The organism is Brevundimonas kwangchunensis (genome assembly GCF_039523815.1).
GTDB lineage: Bacteria > Pseudomonadota > Alphaproteobacteria > Caulobacterales > Caulobacteraceae > Brevundimonas > Brevundimonas kwangchunensis.
The window spans coordinates 667,480-691,895 of the sequence record NZ_BAAAGA010000005.1 but is presented as its reverse complement, the minus strand read 5'-3'; the positions used below and the strand labels follow the sequence as shown (position 1 = coordinate 691,895).

Genomic DNA, 24,416 nt, shown 5'->3' with positions numbered 1-24,416 from the left:
AGGGCGTGCTCGGCTATACGCGCGCCTCGCCCGGAACAGGGCGGCGCAAGCGATTGCGTAAATCCGTGGGAGGCAGCCATGCCAGACCACGGCTCACCGGTCCCGATTGAGTTCGGGATCACCGTTTAGGAGAGACCAATGGCCAAGAAGATTCTCGGCTACATCAAGCTGCAGGTGCCCGCGGGCTCCGCCACGCCTTCGCCCCCGATCGGGCCGGCGCTCGGTCAGCGCGGCGTCAACATCATGGGCTTCTGCAAGGAGTTCAACGCGCGCACCGAGAAGGAAGCCAAGGGCACCCCGCTTCCGACCGTGATCACCGTCTACCAAGACAAGTCGTTCACCTTCGTCACCAAGACGCCGCCGGCGACCTGGTACCTGAAGCAGGCCACCGGCCTGAAGTCGGGCGCCAAGCTCACGGGCCGCGAGACGGTCGGCAAGGTCACGCGCGCCCAACTGCGCGAGATCGCCGAGAAGAAGATGAAAGATCTGAACGCCAACGACATCGAGGCCGCGGCCAAGATCATCGAAGGCTCGGCCCGCGCGATGGGCCTGAACGTGGTGGAGGGCTAAGACCATGGCCAAGCAAGCCAAGCGCATCAAAGCCTGGACCGGCGACCGCGAGTCGCTGATGCCGTTCGCCGACGCCATCAAGGCCGTCAAGGACAACGCCAAGGCCAAGTTCGACGAGTCGATCGAGATCGCCGTCAACCTGGGTGTCGACCCGCGTCACGCCGACCAGCAGGTCCGTGGCGTCGTCAACCTGCCGTCGGGCACGGGCCGTGACGTCAAGGTCGCCGTCTTCGCCAAGGACGCCAAGGCTGATGAAGCCCGCGCCGCCGGCGCCGAGTATGTCGGCGCCGAGGATCTGTACGAGCAGATCAACGGCGGTCTGATGGACTTCGACCGCGTCATCGCGTCGCCGGACATGATGGCCCTCGTCGGCCGTCTGGGTAAGGTGCTGGGCCCGCGCGGCCTGATGCCGAACCCGAAGGTCGGCACCGTGACCCCGAACGTCGCCCAGGCCGTCAAGGACGCCAAGGGCGGCGCCGTCGAGTTCCGCGTCGAGAAGGCCGGTATCGCCCACGGCGGCATCGGCAAGGCCTCCTTCACCCAGGAAGCCCTCGAAGCCAACGTGAAGGCCTATGTGGACGCCCTGAACCGCGCCAAGCCGTCGGGCGCCAAGGGCACCTACATCAAGCGCATCAGCCTGTCCTCGACGATGGGCCCGGGCTTCAAGATCGATCCGGCCTCGCTGGGCGCCTGATCGAACTTCGACAGTCGAAAGACACGGAAACGGCGGGGAGCGATCCCCGCCGTTTTTGCTTGTGTGGTTGTCAGTACGCCGCGGTGAAGCGGGCGCGGCTGTGCCGGTGCTGTTCCAGCTCGTCGACCATGGCGGTGGCGTAGTCGGCGAAGCTGATCCGGCTTTCGCCCTTGTCGTCCACTACCAACTGGTCATCGCCCAGACGGAAGCGGCCAAGTCGAGGGCCTTCCTCAATGACGGCGGCGGGAGAGAAGAAGGTCCAGTCGACGTCCGAGACGCCGCGCAGGTGGTCGAGGAAGGTCAGGCCGCCCTGGGCGAACGGTTTCCATTCGGCGGGGAACTCCGGCGTGTCGAACAGGCGGCGGCCGGGGGCGACCTCGAGGCTGGCGGCGCCGCCCGTAACCAGCAGGCGAGGCACGCCGGCGTCGCGGATCGCCGTCAGAAGGGTCTCTGCCGTCACATCGAAATGCAGGGCGCTGATCACCGCGTCTGCGCCCTTGAGCAGGGGCGTGAGCGCGGCGGGGTCAGAGGCGTCTCCGGCGACGGCTGTCACGCCGTCCAGTGACGGGATGGCTTCGGGCTTGCGGGCGATGGCGGTGACGGCGTGGCCCCGCGCGGCGAGTTCGCGGGTGATCTCCGAGCCGGCGCGACCACTGGCGCCGAGGACGACGATATTCATGGACTGACTCCTGTGGTATCCAATGGGTACCAAGTGCGTTCAGGAGATCAGGCGTGCAAGAAGGCACCGAAACCTCACCCGGTTACTCCGGGGTGACCCTGCGGGGTGACGTGTTCTCGGCGCAGTGCCCGACGCGGGAACTGCTGGACCGGATCGCGGACAAGTGGACCGTGTTGTTGCTGACCATGCTGGAGCGCGGGCCGTCGCGGTTCAACGCGCTGAAGCGCGAGGTCGATGGCGTCTCGCAGAAGATGCTGAGCCAGACCCTGAAGCAGCTGGAGCGAGACGGTCTGGTCAGTCGCTCGGTCGACGCTGCGGCGATGCCGGTGGCGGTGACCTATGCGCTGACGCCCCTCGGAGGAACGCTGGTGGCGGCGATCCAGCCAATGATCGACTGGGCGGAGAGCCGGATCGGTGAGGTGCGGGAAGCACGCTCGCTTTACGACGAGCGTGAGGCAGCCGTGATTTCATTTGCCTCCTGAGGTTGCGAGAAGGACTATGACGTCCATCGCACGGGGGGCGTCATGCGTAAACTGGCCATCATCATCGCCATGGCTCTGGCCTGGACCGCGCCGGCGGTTGCGCAGGAGACTCCGAGCCCGGAGCGGGAGGCCCATCTTGCTCTGGCTGATCGTTATCTTGAACTGACCCAGGGCGGGGATCTGGTGAAGCAGATGCGGAACCAGATCGGTGCTCAGTTCGAGGAGAGCGAAATGCCGGCCGACCAGCGAGAGTGGATGACCGACCAGATGTCATCCATCCTTGAGGAGGTCATGGACCTCACCCTTGTCGAGCTGCGCGATGACGTCGCGGACTCGTTCACGGTGCAGGAACTGGAAGCGGCCATCGGTTTCTTCGACACGCCGATGGGACGCGCGATCGTGCTCAAGCAGGGCGAAATGAACTTCGAGATCCAGCAGGTCATGATGCCTCTCATCGTCCCTCGCTTCACCTCGATGATGGAAAAGTTCTGCATGCGCTTCGACTGCGACGCCTTGGGCGCGTCAGCGGCGAAGAACTGATTTTCTTCCGTCCCCGGAGGGCTTGACGCAAGGCCGCCGACGTTCGACGGAACGAAGATGTCGAACACCGTCGTCCGGACAGAGCGAGCGGAGCGCCGTCAGGTGGCGGCCCTGCCGTGGCGACGTGGTCCGGACGGCATCGAGATCCTGCTGGTCACTTCGCGCGAAACCCGTCGCTGGGTGACGCCCAAGGGGGGGCGCATGCCGGGCAAGACGGATGCCGAGGCCGCCGCCATCGAGGCGCTGGAGGAAGCGGGGGTGCATGGAGAGGTCGCCGCGCATCCGATCGGCGTTTTCCGGTATCTGAAGGTTCTGAAGCGCCGCGCCGCGCGCTGGTGCGTCGTCGCCGTCTACCCGCTGGAGGTCTACATCCTGCAGGGCGCGTGGAAGGAACAGGCCGAGCGCGAGCGGGTCTGGATGTCGCAGGAGCAGGCAGCAGCCTGCGTCAGCGAGCCGGATCTGGCGGAGATCATCCGGAGGTTCGCGCCGGAGCCGTCCTGAACGCTGCGGCGAAGCGACATTCCGGCTGGGCGGCGGTTGCGTCGCCGCGTCCTCATCCCCACAACCAAGGGCATGAACGCGCCCTTCAAGAGCCCCGCCGATCCGCTGGACGCCCCCGTCTGGGACCTGTCCGACCTGTATGCCTCGCGTGACGACGCCCGGGTGGCGGCCGATCTTGAGCGCGCCCGCGTGCTGGTCGGCGAGCTGAATGCCCTGCAGGGACAGCTGGTCGCCGCGCGGGCCGAGCCGGCGACGCTGGGCCAACGGCTGGATCGAACGGTCGAGCTGTATGAACAGGCGTCGGACGTTCTGGGCGGGTTGGGCGCCTACGCCTTCCTGGCCGCCTCGACCAATCGCAATGACGCGGCGGCGCAGGGCTTCGAGGCCACCGTCCGCGAGAAGCTGACGGCCATCGCCACCCCGACCATCTGGGTGACGCTGGAGGTCAATGCGCTGGAGGACGCCGAGATCGAGGCTGCGGTCGCCGCCCATCCGGCCGCTTCGCGCTGGTCGCCTTGGTTCCGCCGGGTGCGGGCGATGAAGCCGCACGAGCTGAGCCAGGAGCTGGAGACCTTCCTCGCCGAGCGTGGGCCGATCAGCGCCCAGTGGCCGCGTCTGTTCGACGAGACGCTGGCGGCGATGAAGGTGAAGTCGGGCAGGGATGAACTGACGCTGGCGGAAGCCCTGAACCGTCTGTCCGATCCGAAGCCGGCGCAGCGCAAGGCGGCAGCCGAGGGACTGAGCACGGCTCTGGGCGAGCGGGCGTCGACGATGGCGCTGGTGCTGAACACGGTGGCGGCCGACAAGGCGCTGGAAGACAAATGGCGCGGGTTCAAGCGCCCGGCCGACAGCCGGCACCTGTCGAACGAGGTGGACGGCGAGTCCGTGGACGCCATGGCCGAGGCCGTGGCCGCCGCCTATCCGGTGCTGTCGCATCGCTACTATGCGCTGAAGGCGAAGGTGCTGGGCAAGCCGGTGCTGGACCAGTGGGACCGCAATGCGCCGTTGGTGACGACCGCCCCGCGCGGTTACGACTGGGAGGCCGGCAAGGCGCTGGTGCTGGAAAGTTTCGGTGATCTGGGCGGCGACTTCGCCGACCGGGCGCAGGGCTTCTTCGACAAGCCATGGATCGACGGCAAGGCGCGCGCGGGCAAGCAATCCGGCGCCTATGCCCACCCGGTCACCGCCGACCGCCACCCCTATGTCTTCCTGAACTGGATGGGCGAGCGTCGCGATGTGCTGACGCTGGCGCACGAGCTGGGGCACGGCGTGCACCAGACGCTGGCGGCGGGGCAGGGCAGCCTGCTGGCCGATACGCCTCTGACCCTGGCCGAAACGGCCTCGATCTTCGCCGAGGGCCTGACCTTCGACCGCCTGCTGAAGACCGCACCGGCGGACGAGCAACGTGGACTGCTGGCCGGTCGGATCGAGGACGGGCTGAACACCGTGGTGCGCCAGATCGCCTTCCACCGCTTCGAGACCCGCTTCCATGACGAGCGGGCGGCGGGCGAGGTCCCGGTCGAGCGGATCGGCGAGATCTGGCTGGAGGAAATGGGGGGCTCGCTGGGACCGGCGATCACGCTCAATCCCGGCTATGAGCACTGGTGGAGCTATGTCAGCCACTTCGTGCACTCGCCCTTCTACGTCTACGCCTATGCCTTCGGCGACCTGCTGGTGGCGGCGCTGATGGAGACGCGGGCCAAAGATCCGGACGGCTTCACGCCGCTGTATCGCGAGCTGCTCGCGGGCGGCGGATCGAAGGGCTACGTCGAGGCCTTGGCGCCGTTCGGGCTGAACCCGCGCGACCCGGCGTTCTGGACGATCGGCACGAAGCGTCTGGAGCGGCTGGTCGACCAGTTCGAAACCATGGTCTGAGTTGACGCTCTGGCGTGGGCGGGCGACCGTCCGGCCATGCGCACCATGATCGTTGCGGCCGCCGCCGCCATCGCCTTTCCCGCCATCGCCCAGAGCCCGCCGCCGGCCACCATCCCTCCGGCGTCCGTGCGGGCCATGGCGGCAGGGTACAAGGCGCTGACGGTCTGCAGCGCGTTGAAGACCGCCGAGGCCGCGGGTGGCCAGCGGACGCTGGAGAGCGTGCAGGCCAATGAACTGGTCGGCGTCTATCCCGAGATCGACGCGATCGTCCGCGAGGTTCCTGCAGACGTTTCTCAGAACCGGGTGTCCGTCGCCTGGGACGGCGTCATGCCGGCCCGGGTCGCGCTGTGGAGCGAGCAGGGCGGATGCCGGATCATGCCGGTGGGTTGGGTCGGCGAGGAGACCTCGCCCCCGGCCTCATCGCCGCGGACGCAGACGCCTTTCGCCGTCGGAGCGCCGGACGACGCCGCGGCGCTGGAGCCGGTCTTCCGGCGGGCGGCCGTGGGCGGGTTTGGAGACGGCAGCAACACGACGGCCCTGCTGGTGTTGCGCGACGGCCGGCTGGTGTCCGAGTGGTATGCGGAAGGTTTCGGTCCCGACACGCCGCAGCGGACCTGGTCAGTCGGCAAGTCGATCGCCGGGACCCTGATCGGGGCCGCCGTGCAGCGGGGCGAGGTCGATGTGAACGCGCCGGCGGCGATCAGCGACTGGAGCCGCGAAGGCGATCCGCGCGCGGTCATCACCGTCGATCAGTTGATGCGCATGGCCTCCGGACTGACCAGCGACACGGCGGGCAATCGGACGGACGGGCTGTACTTTGGCGGCGTGGGCATCGACGAGCAGGCCACGACCTGGCCGCTGATCGCGACGCCGGGCCGGCTGTTCCGATACGCCAACAACGACACCCTTCTGGCCGTGCTGGCGATCGCGCCGACGTTCGAGCGACATCCGCCGGCCGAGCTATTCCGGCGTCTGGGCATGACCCACACCTGGGCCGAGACGGACTGGCGCGGCAACTACATGCTCTCCAGCCAGGTCTGGACCACGGCGCGGGATCTGGCCCGGTTCGGGCAGCTGTATCTGGACGACGGCATGGTCGGGGGCGAACGCATCCTGCCCGAAGGCTGGCTGGGCTACGTCTCGGCCCCGACCGGACCCCAGCCGACGGGCGAGCAGGGCTATGGCGCGACCTTCTGGCTGATGAACACGTCCAACGGCGTGCCGGCGGACACCATCTCGGCCAACGGCAACCGCGGGCAGTACGTCATCATCGTGCCAAGCCGGAACATCGTCATCGTGCGTCGCGGCGAGGATCCGACCGGCAAGCGGTTCGAGCCGGTCGCCTTCACGCGCGAGGTGCTGGCCGCGCTGGACTGACGGAAATGTCGGCGGCGACTTGAGCGGGGCGGCGGGGCCGGTATAAGGGCCGACGAACCGACTTCAGATTCCCGGACCCGACCCTCATGGCCGACAACCACGCTCACGACGACTACGTTCGCGGCTCGATGGAAATCAGCGAGCAGAAGTCGACCTTCGACCTGTTCATGGGCATGTCGAAATACGGCTCGCTGGCGATCGCCGCGTCGCTGGCCTTCCTGACGATCTGGTTCATGCCGAAAGGCAGCTTCTTCGGTGGCCTGATCGTGTTCGTCGTGATGATGGCCGCAGGGATCTTCTTCCTGCGCAAGCCCAAGGCCCACTGAGGCCTTTCGGCGTGGATCCGTCCACGCCACTTTGACGCATCCTCTGCAACAGGCCTAACGTCCCTTCGTCGAGACAAGACGGAGGGATTCGCTTGGCTGTCGCTATCGCCGTCACCCGTGAACGCCGCGAAGGCGAAACGCGCTGCGCCGTTACGCCGGAGACGGTGAAGAAGCTGATCGCGCTGGGCGCGGCGGTGACGGTCGAGGCGGGGACTGGCGTCGGATCATCCATTCCCGACGACGACTATGCCGCTGCAGGCGCGTCGGTGAAGCCGGATACCAAGGCAGTGCTGGCGACCGCCGACATCCTGCTGAAGGTGCGGGGCCCGACGGCGCAGGAGATCAGCGCTCTGAAGCCCGGCGCGGTCGTCGTTTCCATGCTGGACGCCTATCGCGAGAAGGACACGGTCCAGGCGCTGGCCGGCGCCAACGCGACCGCCTTCGCCATGGAGTTCGTGCCGCGTATCACCCGCGCGCAGGTGATGGACGTGCTGTCGTCACAGGCCAACCTCGCCGGCTATCGCGCGGTGATCGAGGCAGCCGCCGCCTATGGCAAGGGTTTCCCGATGATGATGACGGCGGCCGGCACCGTCGCCGCCGCCAAGGTCTTCGTCATGGGCGCGGGCGTCGCCGGTCTGCAGGCCATCGCCACGGCGCGCCGGCTGGGGGCGGTGGTGACCGCCACGGACGTGCGCCCGGCGTCGAAGGAGCAGGTCGAAAGCCTCGGGGCCAAGTTCGTCGCGGTCGAGGACGAGGAGTTCAAGGCCGCGGAGACGGCCGGCGGCTACGCCAAGGCGATGTCGGACGAGTATCAGGCCAAGCAGGCCGAATTGACCGCCTCGCACATCGTCAAACAGGACGTCGTCATCACGACGGCCCTGATCCCCGGCCGCCCGGCGCCGCGGCTGGTCACGGCGGCCCACGTGGCATCGATGAAGCCGGGTTCGGTGCTGGTCGATCTGGCCATCGACAACGGCGGCAACGTCGAGGGCGCGAAGGTCGGCGAGATTGTCACCACGCCGAACGGAGTGCAGGTCGTCGGCTGGTCCAACCTGCCGGGCCGCATCGCGGCGGACGCTTCCGCCCTCTACGCCCGAAACCTCGTCGCCTTCCTGGGGCTGATGGTAAAGGATGGCGCTCTGGGCGTTGATCTGGAAGACGAAATCCTGAAAGCGTCGGTAGTGACGCACGGCGGCGCCGTGGTGCATGAGGGAGTGAAGGGCTGATGGAACACGTCGATCCCACCGTCTTCCGGCTGGCTATCTTCGTGCTGGCGATCTTCGTCGGCTACTACGTCGTCTGGTCGGTGACGCCGGCGCTGCACACGCCGCTGATGGCGGTGACCAACGCCATCTCCTCGGTGATCATCGTCGGCGGCCTGATCGCCTCGGCGGCCCTGACCAGCGGTGACGGCTGGATCGCGCGGGGCGCGGGCGTCGCGGCGGTGACCCTGGCCAGCGTGAACATCTTCGGCGGCTTCATGGTCACGCGGCGGATGCTGGCGATGTACCGCAAGAAAGAGCGGCCGAAGTGACAATCGGCGTCGAGCAGTTCGCAATCGGTATCTCCTGGGCCGCGTCGGGCGTCGGCCTGGCGATGTGGCTGTGGAGCTGGTTCGCCGAGAAGAATCCGTTGCGTCGCCAGCGGCTGCTGGACTGCGGGCTGGTCCTGATCTCGTCGGCGATCCTGTTGCGGATCGTGACGCAGACCAAGCCGCTGGGCGTGCTGGACTGGACGATGGCGATCCTGTCGCCGTTGTTCATCGCCGCGGCGCTGTGGCGGCTGTGCCGGACGGCCTGTCCGCCTGCCGACGGGGCGAGGTGAGGGCGACGATGACGGGAATGATTTCGGGGGAAATGGCGTGAACGCATCCATCGCGGCCCTGGCCTATCTGGTCTCCGGCGTCCTGTTCATCCTGAGCCTCAGGGGGCTGTCGAGCCCCGAGACCAGCCGGCAGGGCAATACCTTCGGCATGATCGGCATGGCGCTGGCGGTCGGCGTGACCCTGCTGACGCTGTGGTCCAGCGGACTGGTGGATGCGGTGACGGCGGGTCTGATCGCCGGGGGCATCGTCGTCGGCGGCGCGGTCGGGGCGGTGATTGCCGGGCGCGTTCAGATGACCCAGATGCCGCAACTGGTTGCGGCCTTCCATAGCCTGGTCGGTCTGGCCGCCTGTCTGGTGGCGGTCGGCGCGGTCTATGCGCCGGAGAGCTTTGGCATCGCTACGGCTGAGGGCGGGATCAAGACCCTGTCGATCATCGAGTTGAGCCTCGGCGTTGCGATCGGCGCCATCACCTTCACCGGTTCGGTCATCGCCTTCGCCAAGCTGAACGGCAACATGAGCGGCGCGCCGATCCTTCTGCCGATGCGCCACCTGATCAACATCGCTTTGGCGCTGGTGATGGTGCTGCTGATCGGCCTGCTGATCGGCTCGGGCGGCACGGCGACCTGGGCCTTCTGGGGCGTGTTCCTGATCGCCCTGGTGCTGGGTGCGACCCTGATCATTCCGATCGGCGGGGCCGACATGCCGGTCGTGGTGTCCATGCTGAACAGCTACTCCGGCTGGGCCGCGGCGGCGCTGGGCTTCACGCTGGAGAATATCGCCCTGATCATCACCGGGGCGCTGGTCGGCAGCTCGGGTGCGATCCTTAGCTACATCATGTGCAAGGGCATGAACCGCAGCTTCTTCTCGGTCATCCTCGGCGGGTTCGGCGGCGACGCCGCGGCCTCGGCGGGTGGCGGGGCGGTCGAGACGCGGCCGGTCAAGCAGGGCTCGGCCGAGGACGCCGCCTTCATCATGAAGAACGCCTCCAAGGTCATCATCGTGCCCGGCTACGGCATGGCGGTGGCGCAGGCCCAGCATGCGCTGCGCGAGATGGCCGACAAGCTGAAGGAGGAGGGCGTCGAGGTGAAATACGCCATCCACCCGGTCGCCGGTCGCATGCCCGGCCACATGAACGTGCTGCTGGCCGAGGCCAATGTGCCCTACGACGAGGTGTTCGAGCTGGAGGACATCAACAGCGAGTTCGGCAGCTGTGACGTCGCCTTCGTCATCGGCGCCAACGACGTGACCAATCCGGCCGCGAAGACGGATCCGACCAGCGCCATCTACGGCATGCCGATCCTGGACGTCGAGAAGGCCGGCACCGTGTTGTTCATCAAGCGCGGGATGGCGGCAGGCTATGCGGGCGTGGAGAACGAACTCTTCTTCCGCGACAACACCATGATGCTGTTCGCCGACGCCAAGAAGATGGTCGAGGGGATCGTCAAGTCGATCTAGGCACCCATGACGGGGGTGCCGGGGCGGCTGCTCGGACGCTGAAGCGGAAAGTCCTTGCAACCACCCCGACTGAACGACCCGGCAGGAGAACCGGACCGCTCGCGGACAGACGACGACGTCGGGTGGAGGGCGTCGCCTGCCCGATTTCGATCAGCGCGCGGCGCGCGCCGAATCCGTCCGGCCTTCGACCATCAGGTGATCCAGCTGGGTACGGGCGCGACGCATGGCGTCGGTGACGCAGGCCCGGCGGCTTGTGACGGGATTGGCGTCGTAATCGGGGCGGCAGGCGGCGCGCGCGGCGGCCTGGATCCGGGCCTCCAGCACCGCGCGGTCGGCGGTACGCGACAGGTTCAGATCGATATGCGGGACGCGCAGCAGGCGTGCGTCGTCGGCGACGGCCGGAATGGCGACGACGGCAGCCGCGGCGATCGTGGCGGCGAAGGTGGCATGCGCCAGGGTTTTGAAGGCGGGCATCGGGCGGTTCCGTAGAAGACGTTCAGCCTGCGTTTCGGTGGGCCATCGGGGTCCGCCGGGAATGCGTTGAAGGCTGCGGGGAGTGAAGGGGGAGACGCGTGTTGTTTACAGGCCGGCATTTTGTTGCGGTCCGCTGCGGTCCGGCCTTCCCCATCGCGGCATTCGGCTCAAAGGCGTTCGGGTTCGTCGCAACAAAGCGGCAGCCGGACGCGGCCGTGTGATGGAAACCGGGGCGATCGCGAGAACGCTGAAGCGGAAAGTTCTCGCGACCACCCCGGCATTGGTTGGCTCGGCAGGAGAACCGGAACCAACCCGGCGAAACGACGACGTCGGGTGGAGGGCGTCGCTGCGCCGTTTTCAGCTCGAGGGGCGCATTTCCACGCTTATCCGACCCTCTCCCGGGTCGCGAACCTCGACAAAGTAGTGGTCTGCCGTCGTGACAGGCGCAGGCTGAGCCGGCGTGGTCCTGACCAGGGATGGCAGGGCGACGAGCGCGCCCTCGACGGCGACGGCGCCAGCGATCATCAACACCATGTAACCGACCGATGTACGCAACCGGACCACCGCGAACTCTCCTGAACGGCAGTGAAGCTGGAGAGCGAATGCCGTTGGCCGCCCCCTGTTGACGACGACGGTGCGTTACCGATCCGCCCAAAGTCCTGACACGGCCGTAAGGGATTTCTGATAGTTTTCTGAGGAAGCGCTGCGGACGGGCTCGGGCGCTGGCTCCGCACGTCTTCGCTGGCTAGCGTCGGTGTTGTGGTCGGTTCACGCATCGCAGGGAGAGGTCAGCGTCGATGAAGGAGAGGTATCTCCTCGCCGAAGGGCTGTGCCTGGATCGCCAGGACGCCCGCGTGCTGGTGGACGGGAAGCCTGTCCGCCTTGGGGCGCGTGCGTTTGACCTGCTGACCGTGCTGATGGAGCGGCCCCAGGTTCTCGTCACAAAGGACGAGCTGTTCGCGCGCGTCTGGTCCGGCGTCACGGTCAGCGATGCGGTGCTGACGACTGCGGTCAAGGAACTGCGTCAGGCCATAGGTGATAATGCCCGACAGCCACGCTACATCGAAACCGCGCACGGACGGGGCTATCGCTTTCTGCCGGCGGTCGAGGCCCTTTCGATCCTGCCCGGTGTGGTCGACCAGGTCCCGCCCGATGCGACGCGTTGGCCGCCTCAACGGCTGCTGGCCTTAGCCGCCGTGTTGGCCAGTCTGTTCATCGCCGGGGCATTGATCGTCTGGCCGCGGATTTCACCTTCGCCCGCGCTGGCGCCGCGCTCGATCGTGGTCATGCCGTTCGAGGACCTGTCGCCGGGCGGCGACCAGCGGTGGTTCGCGGATGGGCTGGCGGAGGAGCTTCAGACCACGCTCGCCCGAACGCCCGACCTCCGGACCGTGTCGCGGTTGTCTGCCGCAAGACTCGTGCGGTCCGGATCGTCGGAACAGGAGGCGGCGTCGCAACTCGGCGCAGACCAATTCCTCGAGGGCGCCGTGCGTCGCTCCGGAGACCGGATCCGGGTGACGGTCAAACTTCTGCGCGCAGAAGACGGTTCGCAAATCTGGGCCAACAGCTATGACCGTAGCGCCAGCGACGTGATCGAAATTCAGGAAGACATCGCGTTCCACGTCGCCTCCAGCCTCAGCCCGGCCGCGCCCCGCCGTCAGATCAGGGCGCTGGTGGGTGCCGGCACCCACTCGTCCGAAGCCTACGAGGCCTATCTGCGCGGTCTGGCCATGGACCAGCGGCAGTTCGAGGAGGGGGATCTGGACTTCGCCACAGCGGCGGCGGACGCCTATGAACTGGCGCGGGTTCTGGATCCGACTTTTGCCGCAGCGCACTGGAAGGCGGCGGACACCTGGTTCGGCAACCAGACCCGGCTGGATGCCTCGACGCGCGGGTCCGTTTCGGACGAGGTCCGTCTGGCGCGGCATATCGAGCGGCTGGACGCGGCCATCGCCAACAGCCGTGATGATGTCGAGCGTCTGAAGTACCGCGCAGCCCGCGCCGCCATGGATCTCGAGCTCGTGACCGCCCGTCGGCTGATGGAGCAGTATGTGCGGGCTCGACCGCGCGACACCGATGCCTGGGAGGAACTGGCCGACCTGTCAGCCTATTCCGGCGACCGGGCGGGGATGCGTCGCGCCGCCGGTCAGGTTCACCAGCTCTCGCTGGAGGAAGGCGAGCCCAGGTCTCGCGCGATCACGATCTCTGTCATGGCGATGGATCTGGATGTCGCCGTGCGCTACGCGCGGGAGCAACTGGCGCAGCGGCCGGAGCAAGCCGTGACGCAGTACCAGGCGCACCGGGCCTATATCTGGGCCGGCCGGTTCGATGAGGCGCGCCGTCTGCTGCCGCCGATCCGGACGTCGGGGCTGGCCCCGGCGACACGTCTGCTGGCCGAGATGCGTCAGGCCTGCGCAGAGGGTCGGCAGGCCGAGGCTTTGCGTCTGAAGTCGCAGATCGATGCGACAGGCAATCTGAACACCCGGTGGCTGGCGGCGGCGCTGGCCGGGGACGCGCGCGGCGCGGTCGCGCTCCTTCGTCCGCTGGATCGGGAGGGCAGCCTGCCGAATCTGATGCAGTACATGATCAACCCCGGCTTCGACGCCCGTCAATTTCCGGTTCTGCACGATCGCCTGACGCGAAACGGCGTCAGGCCGCATTTGCCGGCGCCCATACCCCATGCCTGTCCGCCGAGGGCGGCCGGGGCCAGCCTTGCAGCCTGATCCGGACGGCCGCACTGTGTAGCCGAAGGGGAGGGATCATGGCCAGCGAACCCAAGACGAAGCCGACGGATGTGCCGGTCGCGAACTTCATCGCCACGGTGGAGCATGAGGGGCGGCGCGAGGACGCGAAGGTCGTCGACGCGATCCTGACCGAGGTCAGCGGACAGCCGGCGGTGATGTGGGGACCATCCATCGTCGGGTACGGCGTCTACAAAGGAGCCACGGGCGACTGGCCGGTGCTGGGCTTCTCGCCGCGCAAGGCGAACATGGTCCTGTATCTGATGCCCGGGTTCGACAAGGACGACGCGGACCTGCTGGCCCGGATGGGCAAGCACAAGACCAGCGTGGCCTGCCTGTACCTGAACCGGCTGAAAGACGCGGACCTCGACGCCCTGCGTGAGCTTGCGGAGCGATCGCTGGCGCGTACGCGAGCGAAGTATCCGGACGCGGCCTGAGCGATCTCAGGCGGCGATGCGGAAATCCTCGGCCGGGTCGAACAGCGGGCGGGCCTCGTCCCAAAGGGCGTCCTCGTCGGCGTAGCGGGCGCTGGCGCGGGCGTCGATGACGTCGATCACCTGTTCTTCCAGACGGTCCCAGATGACGGCCAGGTCGCCGCAGCCGTCGGCGTCGCACGGGACGATCAGGTAGCGGTTGGCGGCGACGTGGGCGGCGGGAGCAAAGCGGGCCATCAGTGAACTCCGAAGCGGTGTTTCATTCGATGGTTGGAGCTTGAAACAGTGTTGCGTCATTTTTTGTCGTATGATTTTCTGAACGCATGAGACATTCCAAGGCGGCCGATGTTCTGGAGCTCGCGCGGCGCATGGCGGCCAGCGCCGAGGGCGTCTCGATCGCCGAGATCATGGCCGACTACGACATGCAGCGCCGGACGGCCGAGCGGCTGCGGGACGCGGTGGTGGCCCTGTTCCCGCAGACCGAGGAAGTGTCGGAGTGGCCGGGCAAGCGCTGGCGCATCCGCGGCGGCCTGTCGGCCTTCGAACAGGCGCCGACGACCGAGGAACTGGTCGAACTGACCAAGGCGGTGCAGTTGCTGCGGGCGCAGGGCGAGCCGGTGCGGGCGGCGGCGCTGGAAGGGCTGGAGCGCAAGCTGAAGACGGCCATCCGCTCAACGACCCTGAACCGGCTGGCGCCCGATCTCGAGGCGCTGGTGCGGGCCGAGACCATCGCCGTGCAGGCCGGGCCGCGGCCGACGGCGGACGAGAGCCAGTTGGCCCAGATCCGGCAGGCGGTCCTGGCCGGTCAGCCGCTGGGCTTCATCTACAGCCGTCCGGGGGCCGAGCCGCGCCGACGCAGCGTAGCGCCGTGCGGCGTCATGTTCGGCCGCGCCAACTATCTGGTCGCCGCGGACCGCGAGAGCGGCCGCATCCAGACCTTCCGGCTCGATCGAATGAGCGCGGTGAAGGCCGAGGAGGGGACGGCCGCGCCGCCAGTGGACTTCGACCTGCAGGTCTTCGCCAGCCAGTCGTTCGGCATCTATCAGGATGAGATCGAGGATGTGGTCCTGCAGATCACCTCCGAGGGCGCCGACGAGGCCCGAGCATGGCGCTGGCACCCGACCCAGACGGTGGAGGATCAGGATGACGGCTCGGTGATCGTCCGCTTCCGCGCCTCGGGCATGCGTGAGCTGGCCTGGCATCTGTTCACCTGGGGCGAGCAGGTGCGGATCATCCAGCCGACGCGTCTCAAGGCGGTGATGGCCGGGGAGCTCGACGCCGCCGGCCGCGCCCTGAAAGCGGTCGAAGCCTGACCAAAGCGTAACGAGACGCCCGCTGCTCGCCACGGCTAAGCCTGTGGCACAGGAGAGTTTCGAGCATGCGTACCGCCTTCGCCGCCGTTCTGGCGTCCGTCGCCCTGCTGACCGGGTGCGCCACGATGTCGTCACCGGCAGAACGGGATCCAAACGCTCCGGACGTCACGGTGACGCGTGACGGAGACCATTGGAGCGCGGACTATGTGCTGCCGGCCGATGCACCGGCCTGGGCCTTCCTCCGCTCGGCGTTGGCGCGGGAGAACCGTCAGCCGTGGCGGCTGGGCCAGTGGACGCTCGAGACGCCGGGTGTGGTTCTGGAGCGGCGAGGCCATCTGGACGTGATCCGTTCGCTTGACGGTGGCCCTGTTCCCCGTCGCCTGCGCTTCCGGCTGACGCCGAAAGCCGAGGATCTGGAAGCTGATTACGATCCCGCTTTGGTCTTCACCGACGGTTCGGTGGCGATGTTCTCCGGGCATTTCGACGTCATTCCGCTGACGTCCGCCGAACAGGCGGATTCGCTGCCGCTGGATCTGAAGGACGTGGACATCCAGAAGTCGAATGCCCGGATCATGTGGCAGGATCGCGCGGGGCCGGTGTTGTTCGAGGGCGAGCGACGGCGCAATCCCGTCTCCGACACCGGCACGATCTATGTGCTGTTCGGGCAGGCGGATCTGGTCGACAGTCCGCGTCTGGCGACGGTCATCGATCCCGGCCTGCCGGCATGGATCGGAACTGAAATTGGCGAGTTCGCTCCGAAGGTCGCGGACTACTATGCCCGCAGGCTCGGGCCCGGCCAGACCGACAAGCCGACGATCATGGTCAGCTGGAACGGACCCACGCCGCATCTGCGCAGCATGGGCGGCAGCGTGCTGCCGGGGCTGATCATCATGGCGTTCGAGGGCGATAGCGTTGTCGAGCCCTCCACGGAGGTGGCTGACCATACGCGCTGGTTCATCGGCCACGAGAGCGCCCACTTCTGGCTGGGGCAGACGGTGCGTTACGAGCGTTCGCGGGACTCGTGGATCACCGAGGGCGGGTCGGACCTGATGGCCATGCGGGCCATGGCGGAGATCAGTCCGTCCTACGACGTGCGCAGCGCCCTGCAGGAGGAGGTCGACGACTGTATCGATCTGGCCGACGAGCCCGTGGGGGAGGCGAACAGCCGTGGGGAGCATCGCGCCTACTACGCCTGTGGCGCCGTGTTCGCTCTTGTGGCCGAAGGTTTCCAGAGGCGGGCGACGGGCGGCGACTGGTTCGATTTCCTGAAGCCGCTGATCGGCGCCAATCGTGAGGACGGCGTTCTGACGCGTCAGGAGTGGTTCGAGGCGCTGGACCGGCTTTCAGGCGATCCGGCCGTGCGGGCGGACGTGGAGACCCTGCTGGATCGGGGCTCGGATGAAGCGGCGACGCTGGTCGCACGTCTGCTGGATCGGGGCGGGATCGGCTACCGTCTGGAGGATGGAAAGGTTCGCCTGACCTGAAAGCTTTGCGACAAGTGCTGGTTAAACGCAGACGAAATCCGCGATCGACGGATGAAGGCTGATCGTCGAGCGTCGGATGGTCCCGTCGCTGACTAGGGTGCCGCAGGCCCGGATCAGGGCGGGGGAGCCAGTCACATGCATCTGAAACGGCTATGCGGCCTTGTCGCCTGCGGGTTGATTCTCGCTCAGCCGGTCAGCGCGCAGGAGTTCGACCGTACCGGCTGGTTCGCTGATCTGGAGCAGATGCGGGACGTCATGTCCCACAGCTACGCCAACCTGGAATGGGCGGCGTCGGAGCGGCAGAGCCTGAAGACAGCCTGGGATACGGCCTACGCCGCGGTCGGGGCCGCAACGGACGATGCATCGGCGCGCACGGCCCTGACGCGCTTCGCCTCATCGTTCGCAGATGGGCATGTCTCGGTGCGCTGGCCGGCCGCGACTGCGCAGACCGGGGGCGCAGGTCCTGCATCGCCATGCGCCGGCCTGGCGCCAGGCGGGGCCGGCGACCGGCAGGGCGCGTTCCCGGGCATGCCGGGCTTTGAACCGATCCCGGGAGATGATTCGGCCATTCTCGCCGCCGGTTTTGTGACAGTCGACGGAAAGCGGTTCGGCGTGCTGCGCATCCCCGCCTTCGGCCAGTTCGCCTTCCCTGAAATCTGCAACGGGATCGCCGCCGAGAGAGGTATCGGGAACGACTGCGATGACGCCTGCGTCGAAGCTCTCGAGAGGGAGGGCCACGCGGCCTTCGTCGCGATCGCCACACGGCAGTTGCGGGCTCTTTCCGCTCGACGGCCTGACGCCCTGATCGTCGACCTCGCCCGTAACGGCGGCGGCGACGACAGTTCTGAAGCGATTGCCCGGATGGTGACCCGCCGACCGCTCCGTTCGGCTCGTGTCGGTATGATGCGGACACCTGCATGGACGGCGAAACTCGACAGCGACATAGAGGAACTGACGGCCATGCGCCCGAACCTCGCTGCAGCGGATCGAGCCACGGTGGATGGCCTGATTGCGCAGATGAGGGCCGCGCGCGATGAGACCCGAACGCCCTGCGACCGCTCGCCGATGTGGCGGGGCGAGCCTGTCTCCTGCTCGCAGCTTGTCGAGACCGGCCTGTCGGCGACAGGCTGGATCAATGGTCATGACGCCGATCAGGTGCGGGGAAAGCCGTGGGAGGGGCTGACCTTCTCGCTCGTGTCCTATCCTTATGAGGCCGGCATCTGGGATGGCCCGCTGTACGTGGTCGTCGATCAGGGCAGCGCCTCCTCTGCCGAGCAGTTCGCCTCGGTGCTCAGGGACAACGATGCCGCGGTGATCATCGGAGCCCCGTCGTTCGGCGCCGGCTGCGGCCACTGGCTGGGGGGTGAACCGGTGCGCCTGAACCACTCGGGTGGCGAGTTCTCGATGCCGGATTGCGTGCGCTATCGCGCAGACGGCGCAAACGAGGTCGGCGGCATTGTGCCGGATGTGCTGATCCCCTTGCGGAACAACGACACGCGGCAACAGCGCACGGCGCGCATGCGAGCGGCTCTGGCTCGCCTGACGCCCGCACGGCCCTAGAACCGGATCAGCCGGCCGCGAACGGCCAGGGGCTGACGGACTTGGCCCAGTCGTCGACCGCCGGGGCGCGGTCGACGGGCGGGGCGGCGCGTTCGGCGCAGGGATGGCGGTGGCACAGGCGGCAGGCGGGGCCGATGGGCGTCACCTCCGGTGCGCCGAGGTCCAGGCCACGGGCGTGGATCAGGCGGTGGGCGTGCTTGAGCTCGCAGCCGAGCCCGATCGCCAGATCCTGTCCCTCACTGAAGCCGTCGTGGCCCTGGCGATTGACGGTGCGCGCGAGGGTGAACCAGCGCTGGCCGTCCGGCGTCTCGATGATCTGGGTGACGATCCGGCCGGGTGTGCGGAAGGTCGAATGCAGCCTCCAGCGCGGGCAGGCGCCCCCGAAGCGCGAGAAGGGGAAGCTGCCCGAGGCGAAGCGCTTGGAGACATTGCCTGCCTGATCGACCCGCATCAGGAAGAAGGGCACGCCGCGCGCCGTGGGGCGGGACAGGGTGGTCAGACGATGGGCGGCCTGCTCGAAGCTGACGCCGAAACGGGCCTGAAGCCGGGGAAGATCGTAGCCATTGGCCTCGGCCGCCGTTTGGAAAGCGGCGTAGGGCATCAGGATGGCGGCGGCGAGGGTGTTGGTCAGGGAGACCTTCAGCAGGCGGCGTGCGGCCTCGTCGGGCGCCCCGGAGCCGGCGATCAGGGTCTCGAGATCGGCCGCGTGCTCGACCTGGGCCAGTTGATAGGCGACGGCGAAGGCGCGGGAGGAGGGGCCGAGCGTCTCGGACAGCAGCAGGCGCTTGCGGTGCGGGTCGTAGCGGCGGGTCCATTCGACCATGACCTCGGCCGGGAGGGTGCGGACGGTCAGACCGTGGGCGGCGGACAGGCGGGCGCGGACACGGATTTCGAAGGGCTCGCCTGGAGCGTCGGCCTCGAGCGAAGCAGCGAGGGCCTCGCCCAGCGCGTCGAGCTCGGGGAAGTGATTGCGGCGGGCCTGCACATACTCGCGCACCCAGTCGGCCGGGCCGTCGTCGGTTTGCGGCCCGGTCTGCGCGCGGGCGCGCTGGTCGGCGAAGGCGCGATAGAGGCGCAGGAACGCGTCCGCGACCGTGGGCTGATCCTCGGCCAGCTGGACGATCTCGTGCCGGGGCGCGGCGAGGCCCTGAAACACCGGATCGGCGAGCGCCTCGGCCAGTTCGGCTTCCGTCGCCGGGCCGCCGGTCTGGCCCAGGGTGCGCAGATCAACGTCATAGGTCTCGGCCAGACGCAGGAGGAGCTGGGCTGAAACCGGCCGCTGATTGCGCTCTATGTGGTTGAGATAGCTGGGGGAAACGCCCAGATCGCCGGCCATGGCGGTCTGAGTCAGGCCGAGCTCGCGCCGGACCCGCTTGAGGCGGCCTCCCAGAAACAGCTTGCGATCGGCGACGTCCATCACTGCACGTTGTCATAAAATGACTTAACAGCAAGTGTCATGATATGACTCAATGACGCGAAATGTAGGCTTGCGTCTGTGTCATTCGTGACTTGTGCGTGTTGTCCTTCCGTCGAACCGCCGCACTCCCGCCGGCGACCTGACGGATGACGACGATGACCACCTTCGCCGACCTGGTTCCTTCGCCCACCGGCCGCTTCGACGGCATCGAGCGCCCCTACACGCCGGAAGACGTCCTGCGACTGCGCGGTTCGGTGCCGGTGACCCATACGCTGGCAGAGCGGGGCGCCAATCGTCTGTGGGAGTTGCTGCACAGCGAGCCCTATATCAACGCTCTGGGCGCCGTGACCGGCAATCAGGCCATGCAAATGGTTCGTGCGGGCCTGAAGGCCATTTACCTGTCCGGCTGGCAGGTCGCCGCTGACGCCAATACGGCCGGCGCCATGTACCCGGACCAGTCGCTGTATCCGGCCAACGCTGCGCCGGAGCTGTGCCGCCGCATCAACCGCACCCTGCAGCGCGCCGACCAGATCGAGCACGCCGAGGGCGGGGCGAAGCGGGACTGGTTCGCCCCCATCGTCGCCGACGCCGAGGCCGGCTTCGGCGGGCCGCTGAACAGCTTCGAGATCATGAAGGCCTTCATCGAGGCAGGCGCCGCGGGCGTCCACTTCGAGGACCAGCTGGCCTCGGAAAAGAAGTGCGGCCACCTGGGCGGCAAGGTGCTGATCCCGACGCAGGCGCATGAGCGCAACCTGATCGCCGCCCGCCTTGCCGCCGATGTCTGTGGCACGCCGACCATCACGGTCGCCCGCACCGACGCTGAAAGCGCCCAACTGATCACCTCGGATATCGACGAGCGCGACCAGCCCTTCATCGACCGCGAGAACCGCACACCCGAAGGCTTCTTCCGTCTGAAGCCCGGCACCGGTCTGGACCACTGTATCGCGCGTGGCCTGTCCTACGCCAACATCGCCGACCTGCTGTGGTGGGAGACCTCGCATCCGGATCTGGACGACGCGAAGAAGTTCGCCGAGGCGGTCCAGAAAGAACATCCGGGCAAGCTGATGGCCTACAACTGTTCGCCATCATTCAACTGGGAAGCCAAGCTGGACAAGGCGACGATCGCCAAGTTCCAGCGTGAGCTGGGAGCCATGGGCTACAAGTTCCAGTTCGTGACGCTGGCCGGCTTCCACAGCCTGAACAACGGCATGTTCGAGCTGGCCTCGGGCTACCGCGACCGCGGCATGGCGGCCTACTCCGAGCTGCAGCAGCGCGAGTTCGCCAACGAGGCCATCGGCTACACCGCCACGCGCCACCAGCGCGAGGTCGGCACCGGCTACTTCGATCAGGTCGCCACCGTCATCTCCAATGGCCAGTCCTCGACGACCGCCATGAAGGAGTCCACCGAAACCGCCCAGTTCGTCGCGGCTGAATAAGGAGAGAGATCATGCAACCGCTGAACAATCCCGAAGCCATCATCGACTTCTGCCTCGCCCCCCTGAACCTGGACACCCGGACGGAGGCCGAACGCGAGGTGCGGCGGCGCCTGGAGCATGTGATCAAGACCTTCCGAGCCAGACTGGCCCAGCCGGTGGCGGTCGATTTCTCGGAGATGCCGCTTCAGGTGATCAACGAGGCCGCGCACGGCCAGGAATAGGCCGTCGAGGCTCCGCGTCAGGCCGCCAGCGAAGCGGCGGCCGCGCGGGGCAGGGTATCGATGAGGCCGAGCAACTCGGCCGCATCGAACGGCTTGGCCAGATGGCGATCGGCGCCCGCAGCCTCGGCTGCAGTCACGTGTTCCACCAAGGCGTTGGCGGTCAGCATGATCACCGGCGTACGGGGCAGGCCAAGGGCCGCCTCGTGCAGGCGGATCTCCTTCGTCGCTGTCAGGCCGTCCATGACGGGCATCTGCATGTCCATCAGGATGATGTCGAAGTCAGAGGCGCGGGCCGCCTGAAGCGCTTGCGAACCGTTTTCTACCTGCGTCAGTTCGATGTCCGCCTGCATCAGGATCATCTCGACAACCTTTCGGTTCACCGGGTGATCGTCGGCGAGCAGGACCTTCATGCGGCGGGCTTCGGTGGTTTCCACCGTCGTTTCCGTCACCGCCTTGAGCGCCGGGGCCTCGGCACGGCGGAGCGGCACGGTCAGGATGAAGGCCGAGCCGCCGCCGGGCTCGCTCTCGCAATCCAGATCGCCGCCCATCATCTCGGCCAGTTGGCGGGAGATGGACAGGCCAAGGCCCGAGCCACCGAACTTGCGGGTGATGCCGCCGTCGGCCTGCTCGAAGCGGCTGAACAGGCGGGCGCGAGTCTCGCTGTCGAAGCCGATGCCGGTGTCCTCAACCGAGAAGCGCAGGGTCTCGACGCCCTTCAGGATCGGCCCCGGGGCAACTGTCAGGCAGACGAAGCCCTTGTCGGTGAACTTCACAGCGTTCGAGACGAGGTTGGTCAGCACCTGTTTCAGGCGGACCACATCACCCTCGATCCAGCAGTCGACCTCGGGAGCGATCTCGACGAAGAACTGAAGGCCCTTCTCGCTGGCCTGCGACTCGTAGAGCTGTCCCGATTCGCGGACGGCGCGGCCGAGATCGAAGGCTTCCTCGTTCAACTCGAGGCGTCCGGATTCGACGCGGGCGAGGTCGAGGATGTCGCTGAGCAGGACCTGAAGCGTGTGGCTGGACGAGCGGATCAGGTCCAGCATCTCGGTCTGACGGGCCGACAGTTCGGTACTGCGCAGAGCCTGGGCCACACCAATCACGCCATTCAGGGGCGTGCGGATTTCGTGGCTCATATTGGCGAGGAATTCGCTCTTCGCTCGGTTGGCGGCCTCGGCGGCGTCACGGGCTTCGGAGAGGGCGTCGGCGTGGTTCTTCAGTTCGGTGATGTCGGTGCAAACCGTCACGATGCCGCCGGCTCGGGTGCCGCGATCCGAGACGCGGATCCAGCGGTTGCCGGCGAAGCGCTGCTCCATTGTGGCGGACAGGCTCTTGCGCATGGCCATGCGCTCGGCGACGAACTCTTCCTCACGCCCGTGGGCCTCCGAGTAGAGGCCCTCATCCAGACCGACCTGAAGCAACTCGCGGAAGGTCATGCCGACCTGCAGACGCGAGGCCAATTCGGGGTTCACCTCTCCGTAGCGGCGGTTCCAGAGCACCAGCTTGTCGTCGGCATCGTAGAAGGCGAGGCCGTCGGACATGGCGTCGATGGCGTCCCGGATCTGGTGGGTGGCGCTGGCGCGGGAGAACCAGGCCATGGCGACGAGGAGCGCGGCGACGACGGCCATGCCCAGCACCATGGCGGCGATCACGAGGACCATTACGCCCGGCGACATGGTCCAGCCCAGCGCTGGCGCCGGGGCGGGCGTCAGCGTCATCGCGCTCATCGCCGTGAAGTGGAGGATGATGACCGAGAGTGCGCCGCCGATGCCGGTCACTGTCATCCGGAAGGGGCTCAGGCCGTGCAGCAGGCCGGCGCTCAGGGCGGCGACAGTCATCCCGGCGATAATCCCGCCTGCGATGTATCCCGGGTGCCAGGCGATCATGCCCGGCATCTCGATGGCTGACACCCCGAGGAAATGCATGGCGCTGACGCCGGCAATCGCCACGGCTCCAGCGATCGCGCGCATGACGGGGCCCGGGCGTGACAGGGCGATCAGGCAGGCGAGGGCGATGCTGCCGAACGCCATGAAGAAGGAGCTGACCGTCAGCCAGACGCCGAATCGGATCGGTGCGCCGGCATCGAATCCTAACATGGCGATGAAGTGAGTCGAGAACACTGCGAGGCCGCACACGAAGGCCGAAAGCACGGCCATACGAAGCTGACGGGGCCCCGTCAGCCCGCGAGCCCGGCACAGGGCGCGATAGGCGACGCCGACGCCGAAGAAGCACACCAGGCCGGCCGCGAGCGTCCAGCGCCAGTCATGCTGCAGAGCGATGCAGGAGATGATGCGTTCCAAGACGCCCCCTTTCAGCGTTGCAGTATCGCTTCAAGGGGTGAAGAAAGAGTGCGCGTTTCCGTACCGATCAGGCGGCGGCGACCTCGACTTCGAAGTCCCGGCCGAGGACCTTGGTCGGATTGACCTGCTGATGGCCGCGACGGACCTCGAAATGCAGGTGAGGACCGGTCGAGCGGCCAGTACTGCCGACCAGACCGATGCTTTCTCCCTCGACCAGTCGCTCACCGGAAGCGACATCGACCCGGCTGAGGTGGCCATAGAGGGTCGACATGCCGTTGGGATGGAGCACTTCGATGAAGCGGCCATAGCCGCCCGCATCGTAACCCGTGCGCAGGACCCGGCCTTCGGCGGCGACGTAGACGCTGGTCCCGCTGGGGGCAGCGATGTCGACGCCGTCGTGGTGGCGGGCGGCGGCGCCGGGCAGGCGGCGCATGCCGAACGCCGAGTTGATGGCGTAGCCCCGCACGGGTTCGGCAAAGACGATCTGTCGAGTGACTGGACCGGCTGGCTCGGCCACGGCGGCGACCGGCGGCGCTTCGGGCGTGGCGTAGCCTTCAATTGGTGGGATATCGCCGGCGACGCTCAGCGGCGCGGCGGCCATGGCCAGCAGGGCGACGCCGGCCATGGCGGCGGCTTGTCCGGAGTGGGTGAGGAACGACCGGGCGGTCGGCAACAGGCGTCGCATGGGCGGCGTCGGCTCCGTCTTCGGCTC

General features: G+C 67.4%; 25 protein-coding genes. 19 read left to right on the top strand and 6 right to left on the bottom strand.

Going from position 1 to position 24,416, the window contains the following annotated elements:
- The first annotated feature begins 138 nt into the window (after positions 1-138).
- A complete protein-coding gene (rplK, locus tag ABDZ95_RS12600; RefSeq protein WP_343794260.1) occupies positions 139-570 on the top strand; it encodes a 50S ribosomal protein L11 in 432 nt (143 codons plus the stop codon).
- A gap of 4 nt (positions 571-574) precedes the next feature.
- Positions 575-1,264 (top strand): 50S ribosomal protein L1, encoded by a 690-nt coding sequence (gene rplA / locus ABDZ95_RS12595; RefSeq protein WP_343794258.1) that lies wholly within the window; start codon positions 575-577, stop codon positions 1,262-1,264.
- 70 nt (positions 1,265-1,334) lie between these two features.
- Here the strand turns inward: rplA and ABDZ95_RS12590 are convergent, their stop codons facing one another.
- Entirely contained in the window at positions 1,335-1,943 is a 609-nt protein-coding gene (locus ABDZ95_RS12590) for an NAD(P)-dependent oxidoreductase (protein WP_343794256.1), read from the bottom strand.
- A 53-nt stretch (positions 1,944-1,996) separates the two neighbouring features.
- Here ABDZ95_RS12590 and ABDZ95_RS12585 point away from each other — a divergent pair, with 53 nt between their 5' ends.
- From ABDZ95_RS12585 to ABDZ95_RS12540, 10 genes are all read left to right on the top strand, one after another.
- Positions 1,997-2,425, top strand: a complete 429-nt coding sequence (locus ABDZ95_RS12585; RefSeq protein ID WP_343794254.1) for a winged helix-turn-helix transcriptional regulator — start codon at positions 1,997-1,999, stop codon at positions 2,423-2,425.
- Positions 2,426-2,467: 42 nt separating this feature from the next.
- A complete protein-coding gene (locus ABDZ95_RS12580; RefSeq protein ID WP_343794253.1) occupies positions 2,468-2,965 on the top strand; it encodes a DUF2059 domain-containing protein in 498 nt (165 codons plus the stop codon).
- 57 nt (positions 2,966-3,022) lie between these two features.
- Positions 3,023-3,466, top strand: coding sequence for an NUDIX hydrolase (locus ABDZ95_RS12575; protein ID WP_343794251.1), 444 nt, complete (start codon positions 3,023-3,025; stop codon positions 3,464-3,466).
- Between the two features lie 72 nt (positions 3,467-3,538).
- Positions 3,539-5,341: a M3 family oligoendopeptidase gene (locus tag ABDZ95_RS12570; RefSeq protein WP_343794249.1), complete on the top strand. Its 1,803-nt coding sequence runs from the start codon at positions 3,539-3,541 to the stop codon at positions 5,339-5,341.
- A gap of 36 nt (positions 5,342-5,377) precedes the next feature.
- Positions 5,378-6,718: a serine hydrolase domain-containing protein gene (locus ABDZ95_RS12565; protein WP_343794247.1), complete on the top strand. Its 1,341-nt coding sequence runs from the start codon at positions 5,378-5,380 to the stop codon at positions 6,716-6,718.
- Positions 6,719-6,804: 86 nt separating this feature from the next.
- Positions 6,805-7,044: an aa3-type cytochrome c oxidase subunit IV gene (locus ABDZ95_RS12560; RefSeq protein WP_343794245.1), complete on the top strand. Its 240-nt coding sequence runs from the start codon at positions 6,805-6,807 to the stop codon at positions 7,042-7,044.
- 92 nt (positions 7,045-7,136) lie between these two features.
- Positions 7,137-8,270: a Re/Si-specific NAD(P)(+) transhydrogenase subunit alpha gene (locus ABDZ95_RS12555; protein WP_343794243.1), complete on the top strand. Its 1,134-nt coding sequence runs from the start codon at positions 7,137-7,139 to the stop codon at positions 8,268-8,270.
- Positions 8,270-8,578 carry a proton-translocating transhydrogenase family protein gene (locus tag ABDZ95_RS12550; RefSeq protein ID WP_343794241.1) on the top strand — a complete coding sequence of 103 codons (309 nt, stop codon included), beginning with the start codon at positions 8,270-8,272 and terminating at the stop codon, positions 8,576-8,578. The genes ABDZ95_RS12555 and ABDZ95_RS12550 overlap by 1 nt, the downstream gene beginning before the upstream one ends.
- On the top strand, positions 8,575-8,868 hold the full coding sequence (locus ABDZ95_RS12545; RefSeq protein ID WP_343794239.1) for a hypothetical protein: 294 nt from the start codon (positions 8,575-8,577) through the stop codon (positions 8,866-8,868). The genes ABDZ95_RS12550 and ABDZ95_RS12545 overlap by 4 nt, the downstream gene beginning before the upstream one ends.
- Positions 8,869-8,905: 37 nt before the next feature.
- A complete protein-coding gene (locus ABDZ95_RS12540; RefSeq protein WP_343794237.1) occupies positions 8,906-10,324 on the top strand; it encodes an NAD(P)(+) transhydrogenase (Re/Si-specific) subunit beta in 1,419 nt (472 codons plus the stop codon).
- Positions 10,325-10,474: 150 nt separating this feature from the next.
- On the opposite strand, the gene ABDZ95_RS12535 is transcribed toward ABDZ95_RS12540, so the two are convergent.
- A complete protein-coding gene (locus ABDZ95_RS12535) occupies positions 10,475-10,798 on the bottom strand; it encodes a UrcA family protein (RefSeq protein WP_343794234.1) in 324 nt (107 codons plus the stop codon).
- Positions 10,799-11,595: 797 nt separating this feature from the next.
- Between ABDZ95_RS12535 and ABDZ95_RS12530 the strand changes: the two genes are divergently transcribed.
- Entirely contained in the window at positions 11,596-13,521 is a 1,926-nt protein-coding gene (locus ABDZ95_RS12530; protein ID WP_343794232.1) for a winged helix-turn-helix domain-containing protein, read from the top strand.
- A 38-nt stretch (positions 13,522-13,559) separates the two neighbouring features.
- Complete coding sequence (locus ABDZ95_RS12525) at positions 13,560-13,976, top strand: DUF1801 domain-containing protein (RefSeq protein ID WP_343794230.1); 417 nt, start codon at positions 13,560-13,562, stop codon at positions 13,974-13,976.
- Between the two features lie 6 nt (positions 13,977-13,982).
- On the opposite strand, the gene ABDZ95_RS12520 is transcribed toward ABDZ95_RS12525, so the two are convergent.
- The gene (locus ABDZ95_RS12520) at positions 13,983-14,210 is read right to left on the bottom strand and encodes a hypothetical protein (RefSeq protein ID WP_343794228.1); all 228 of its coding nucleotides are present in this window, start codon (positions 14,208-14,210) and stop codon (positions 13,983-13,985) included.
- 86 nt (positions 14,211-14,296) lie between these two features.
- Here ABDZ95_RS12520 and ABDZ95_RS12515 point away from each other — a divergent pair, with 86 nt between their 5' ends.
- The 3 genes from ABDZ95_RS12515 to ABDZ95_RS12505 all read left to right on the top strand — a co-directional run bounded on the left by ABDZ95_RS12515 (position 14,297) and on the right by ABDZ95_RS12505 (position 18,330).
- The gene (locus ABDZ95_RS12515; RefSeq protein WP_343794226.1) at positions 14,297-15,286 is read left to right on the top strand and encodes a helix-turn-helix transcriptional regulator; all 990 of its coding nucleotides are present in this window, start codon (positions 14,297-14,299) and stop codon (positions 15,284-15,286) included.
- Between the two features lie 65 nt (positions 15,287-15,351).
- Positions 15,352-16,770, top strand: a complete 1,419-nt coding sequence (locus ABDZ95_RS12510; protein ID WP_343794224.1) for a hypothetical protein — start codon at positions 15,352-15,354, stop codon at positions 16,768-16,770.
- 135 nt (positions 16,771-16,905) lie between these two features.
- Positions 16,906-18,330 (top strand): S41 family peptidase, encoded by a 1,425-nt coding sequence (locus ABDZ95_RS12505; protein ID WP_343794222.1) that lies wholly within the window; start codon positions 16,906-16,908, stop codon positions 18,328-18,330.
- A gap of 7 nt (positions 18,331-18,337) precedes the next feature.
- Here the strand turns inward: ABDZ95_RS12505 and ABDZ95_RS12500 are convergent, their stop codons facing one another.
- A complete protein-coding gene (locus ABDZ95_RS12500) occupies positions 18,338-19,747 on the bottom strand; it encodes a helix-turn-helix domain-containing protein (protein ID WP_343794219.1) in 1,410 nt (469 codons plus the stop codon).
- A gap of 155 nt (positions 19,748-19,902) precedes the next feature.
- Between ABDZ95_RS12500 and aceA the strand changes: the two genes are divergently transcribed.
- Together aceA and ABDZ95_RS12490 are read left to right on the top strand one after the other, a co-directional pair.
- Positions 19,903-21,183 carry an isocitrate lyase gene (aceA, locus tag ABDZ95_RS12495; protein ID WP_343794217.1) on the top strand — a complete coding sequence of 427 codons (1,281 nt, stop codon included), beginning with the start codon at positions 19,903-19,905 and terminating at the stop codon, positions 21,181-21,183.
- 11 nt (positions 21,184-21,194) lie between these two features.
- Entirely contained in the window at positions 21,195-21,404 is a 210-nt protein-coding gene (locus ABDZ95_RS12490; protein WP_343794215.1) for a hypothetical protein, read from the top strand.
- A gap of 17 nt (positions 21,405-21,421) precedes the next feature.
- Here ABDZ95_RS12490 and ABDZ95_RS12485 read toward each other — a convergent pair whose 3' ends face one another.
- The gene (locus ABDZ95_RS12485) at positions 21,422-23,704 is read right to left on the bottom strand and encodes an ATP-binding protein (protein WP_343794213.1); all 2,283 of its coding nucleotides are present in this window, start codon (positions 23,702-23,704) and stop codon (positions 21,422-21,424) included.
- Positions 23,705-23,771: 67 nt separating this feature from the next.
- Complete coding sequence (locus ABDZ95_RS12480) at positions 23,772-24,389, bottom strand: M23 family metallopeptidase (protein ID WP_343794211.1); 618 nt, start codon at positions 24,387-24,389, stop codon at positions 23,772-23,774.
- Positions 24,390-24,416 lie beyond the last annotated feature (27 nt).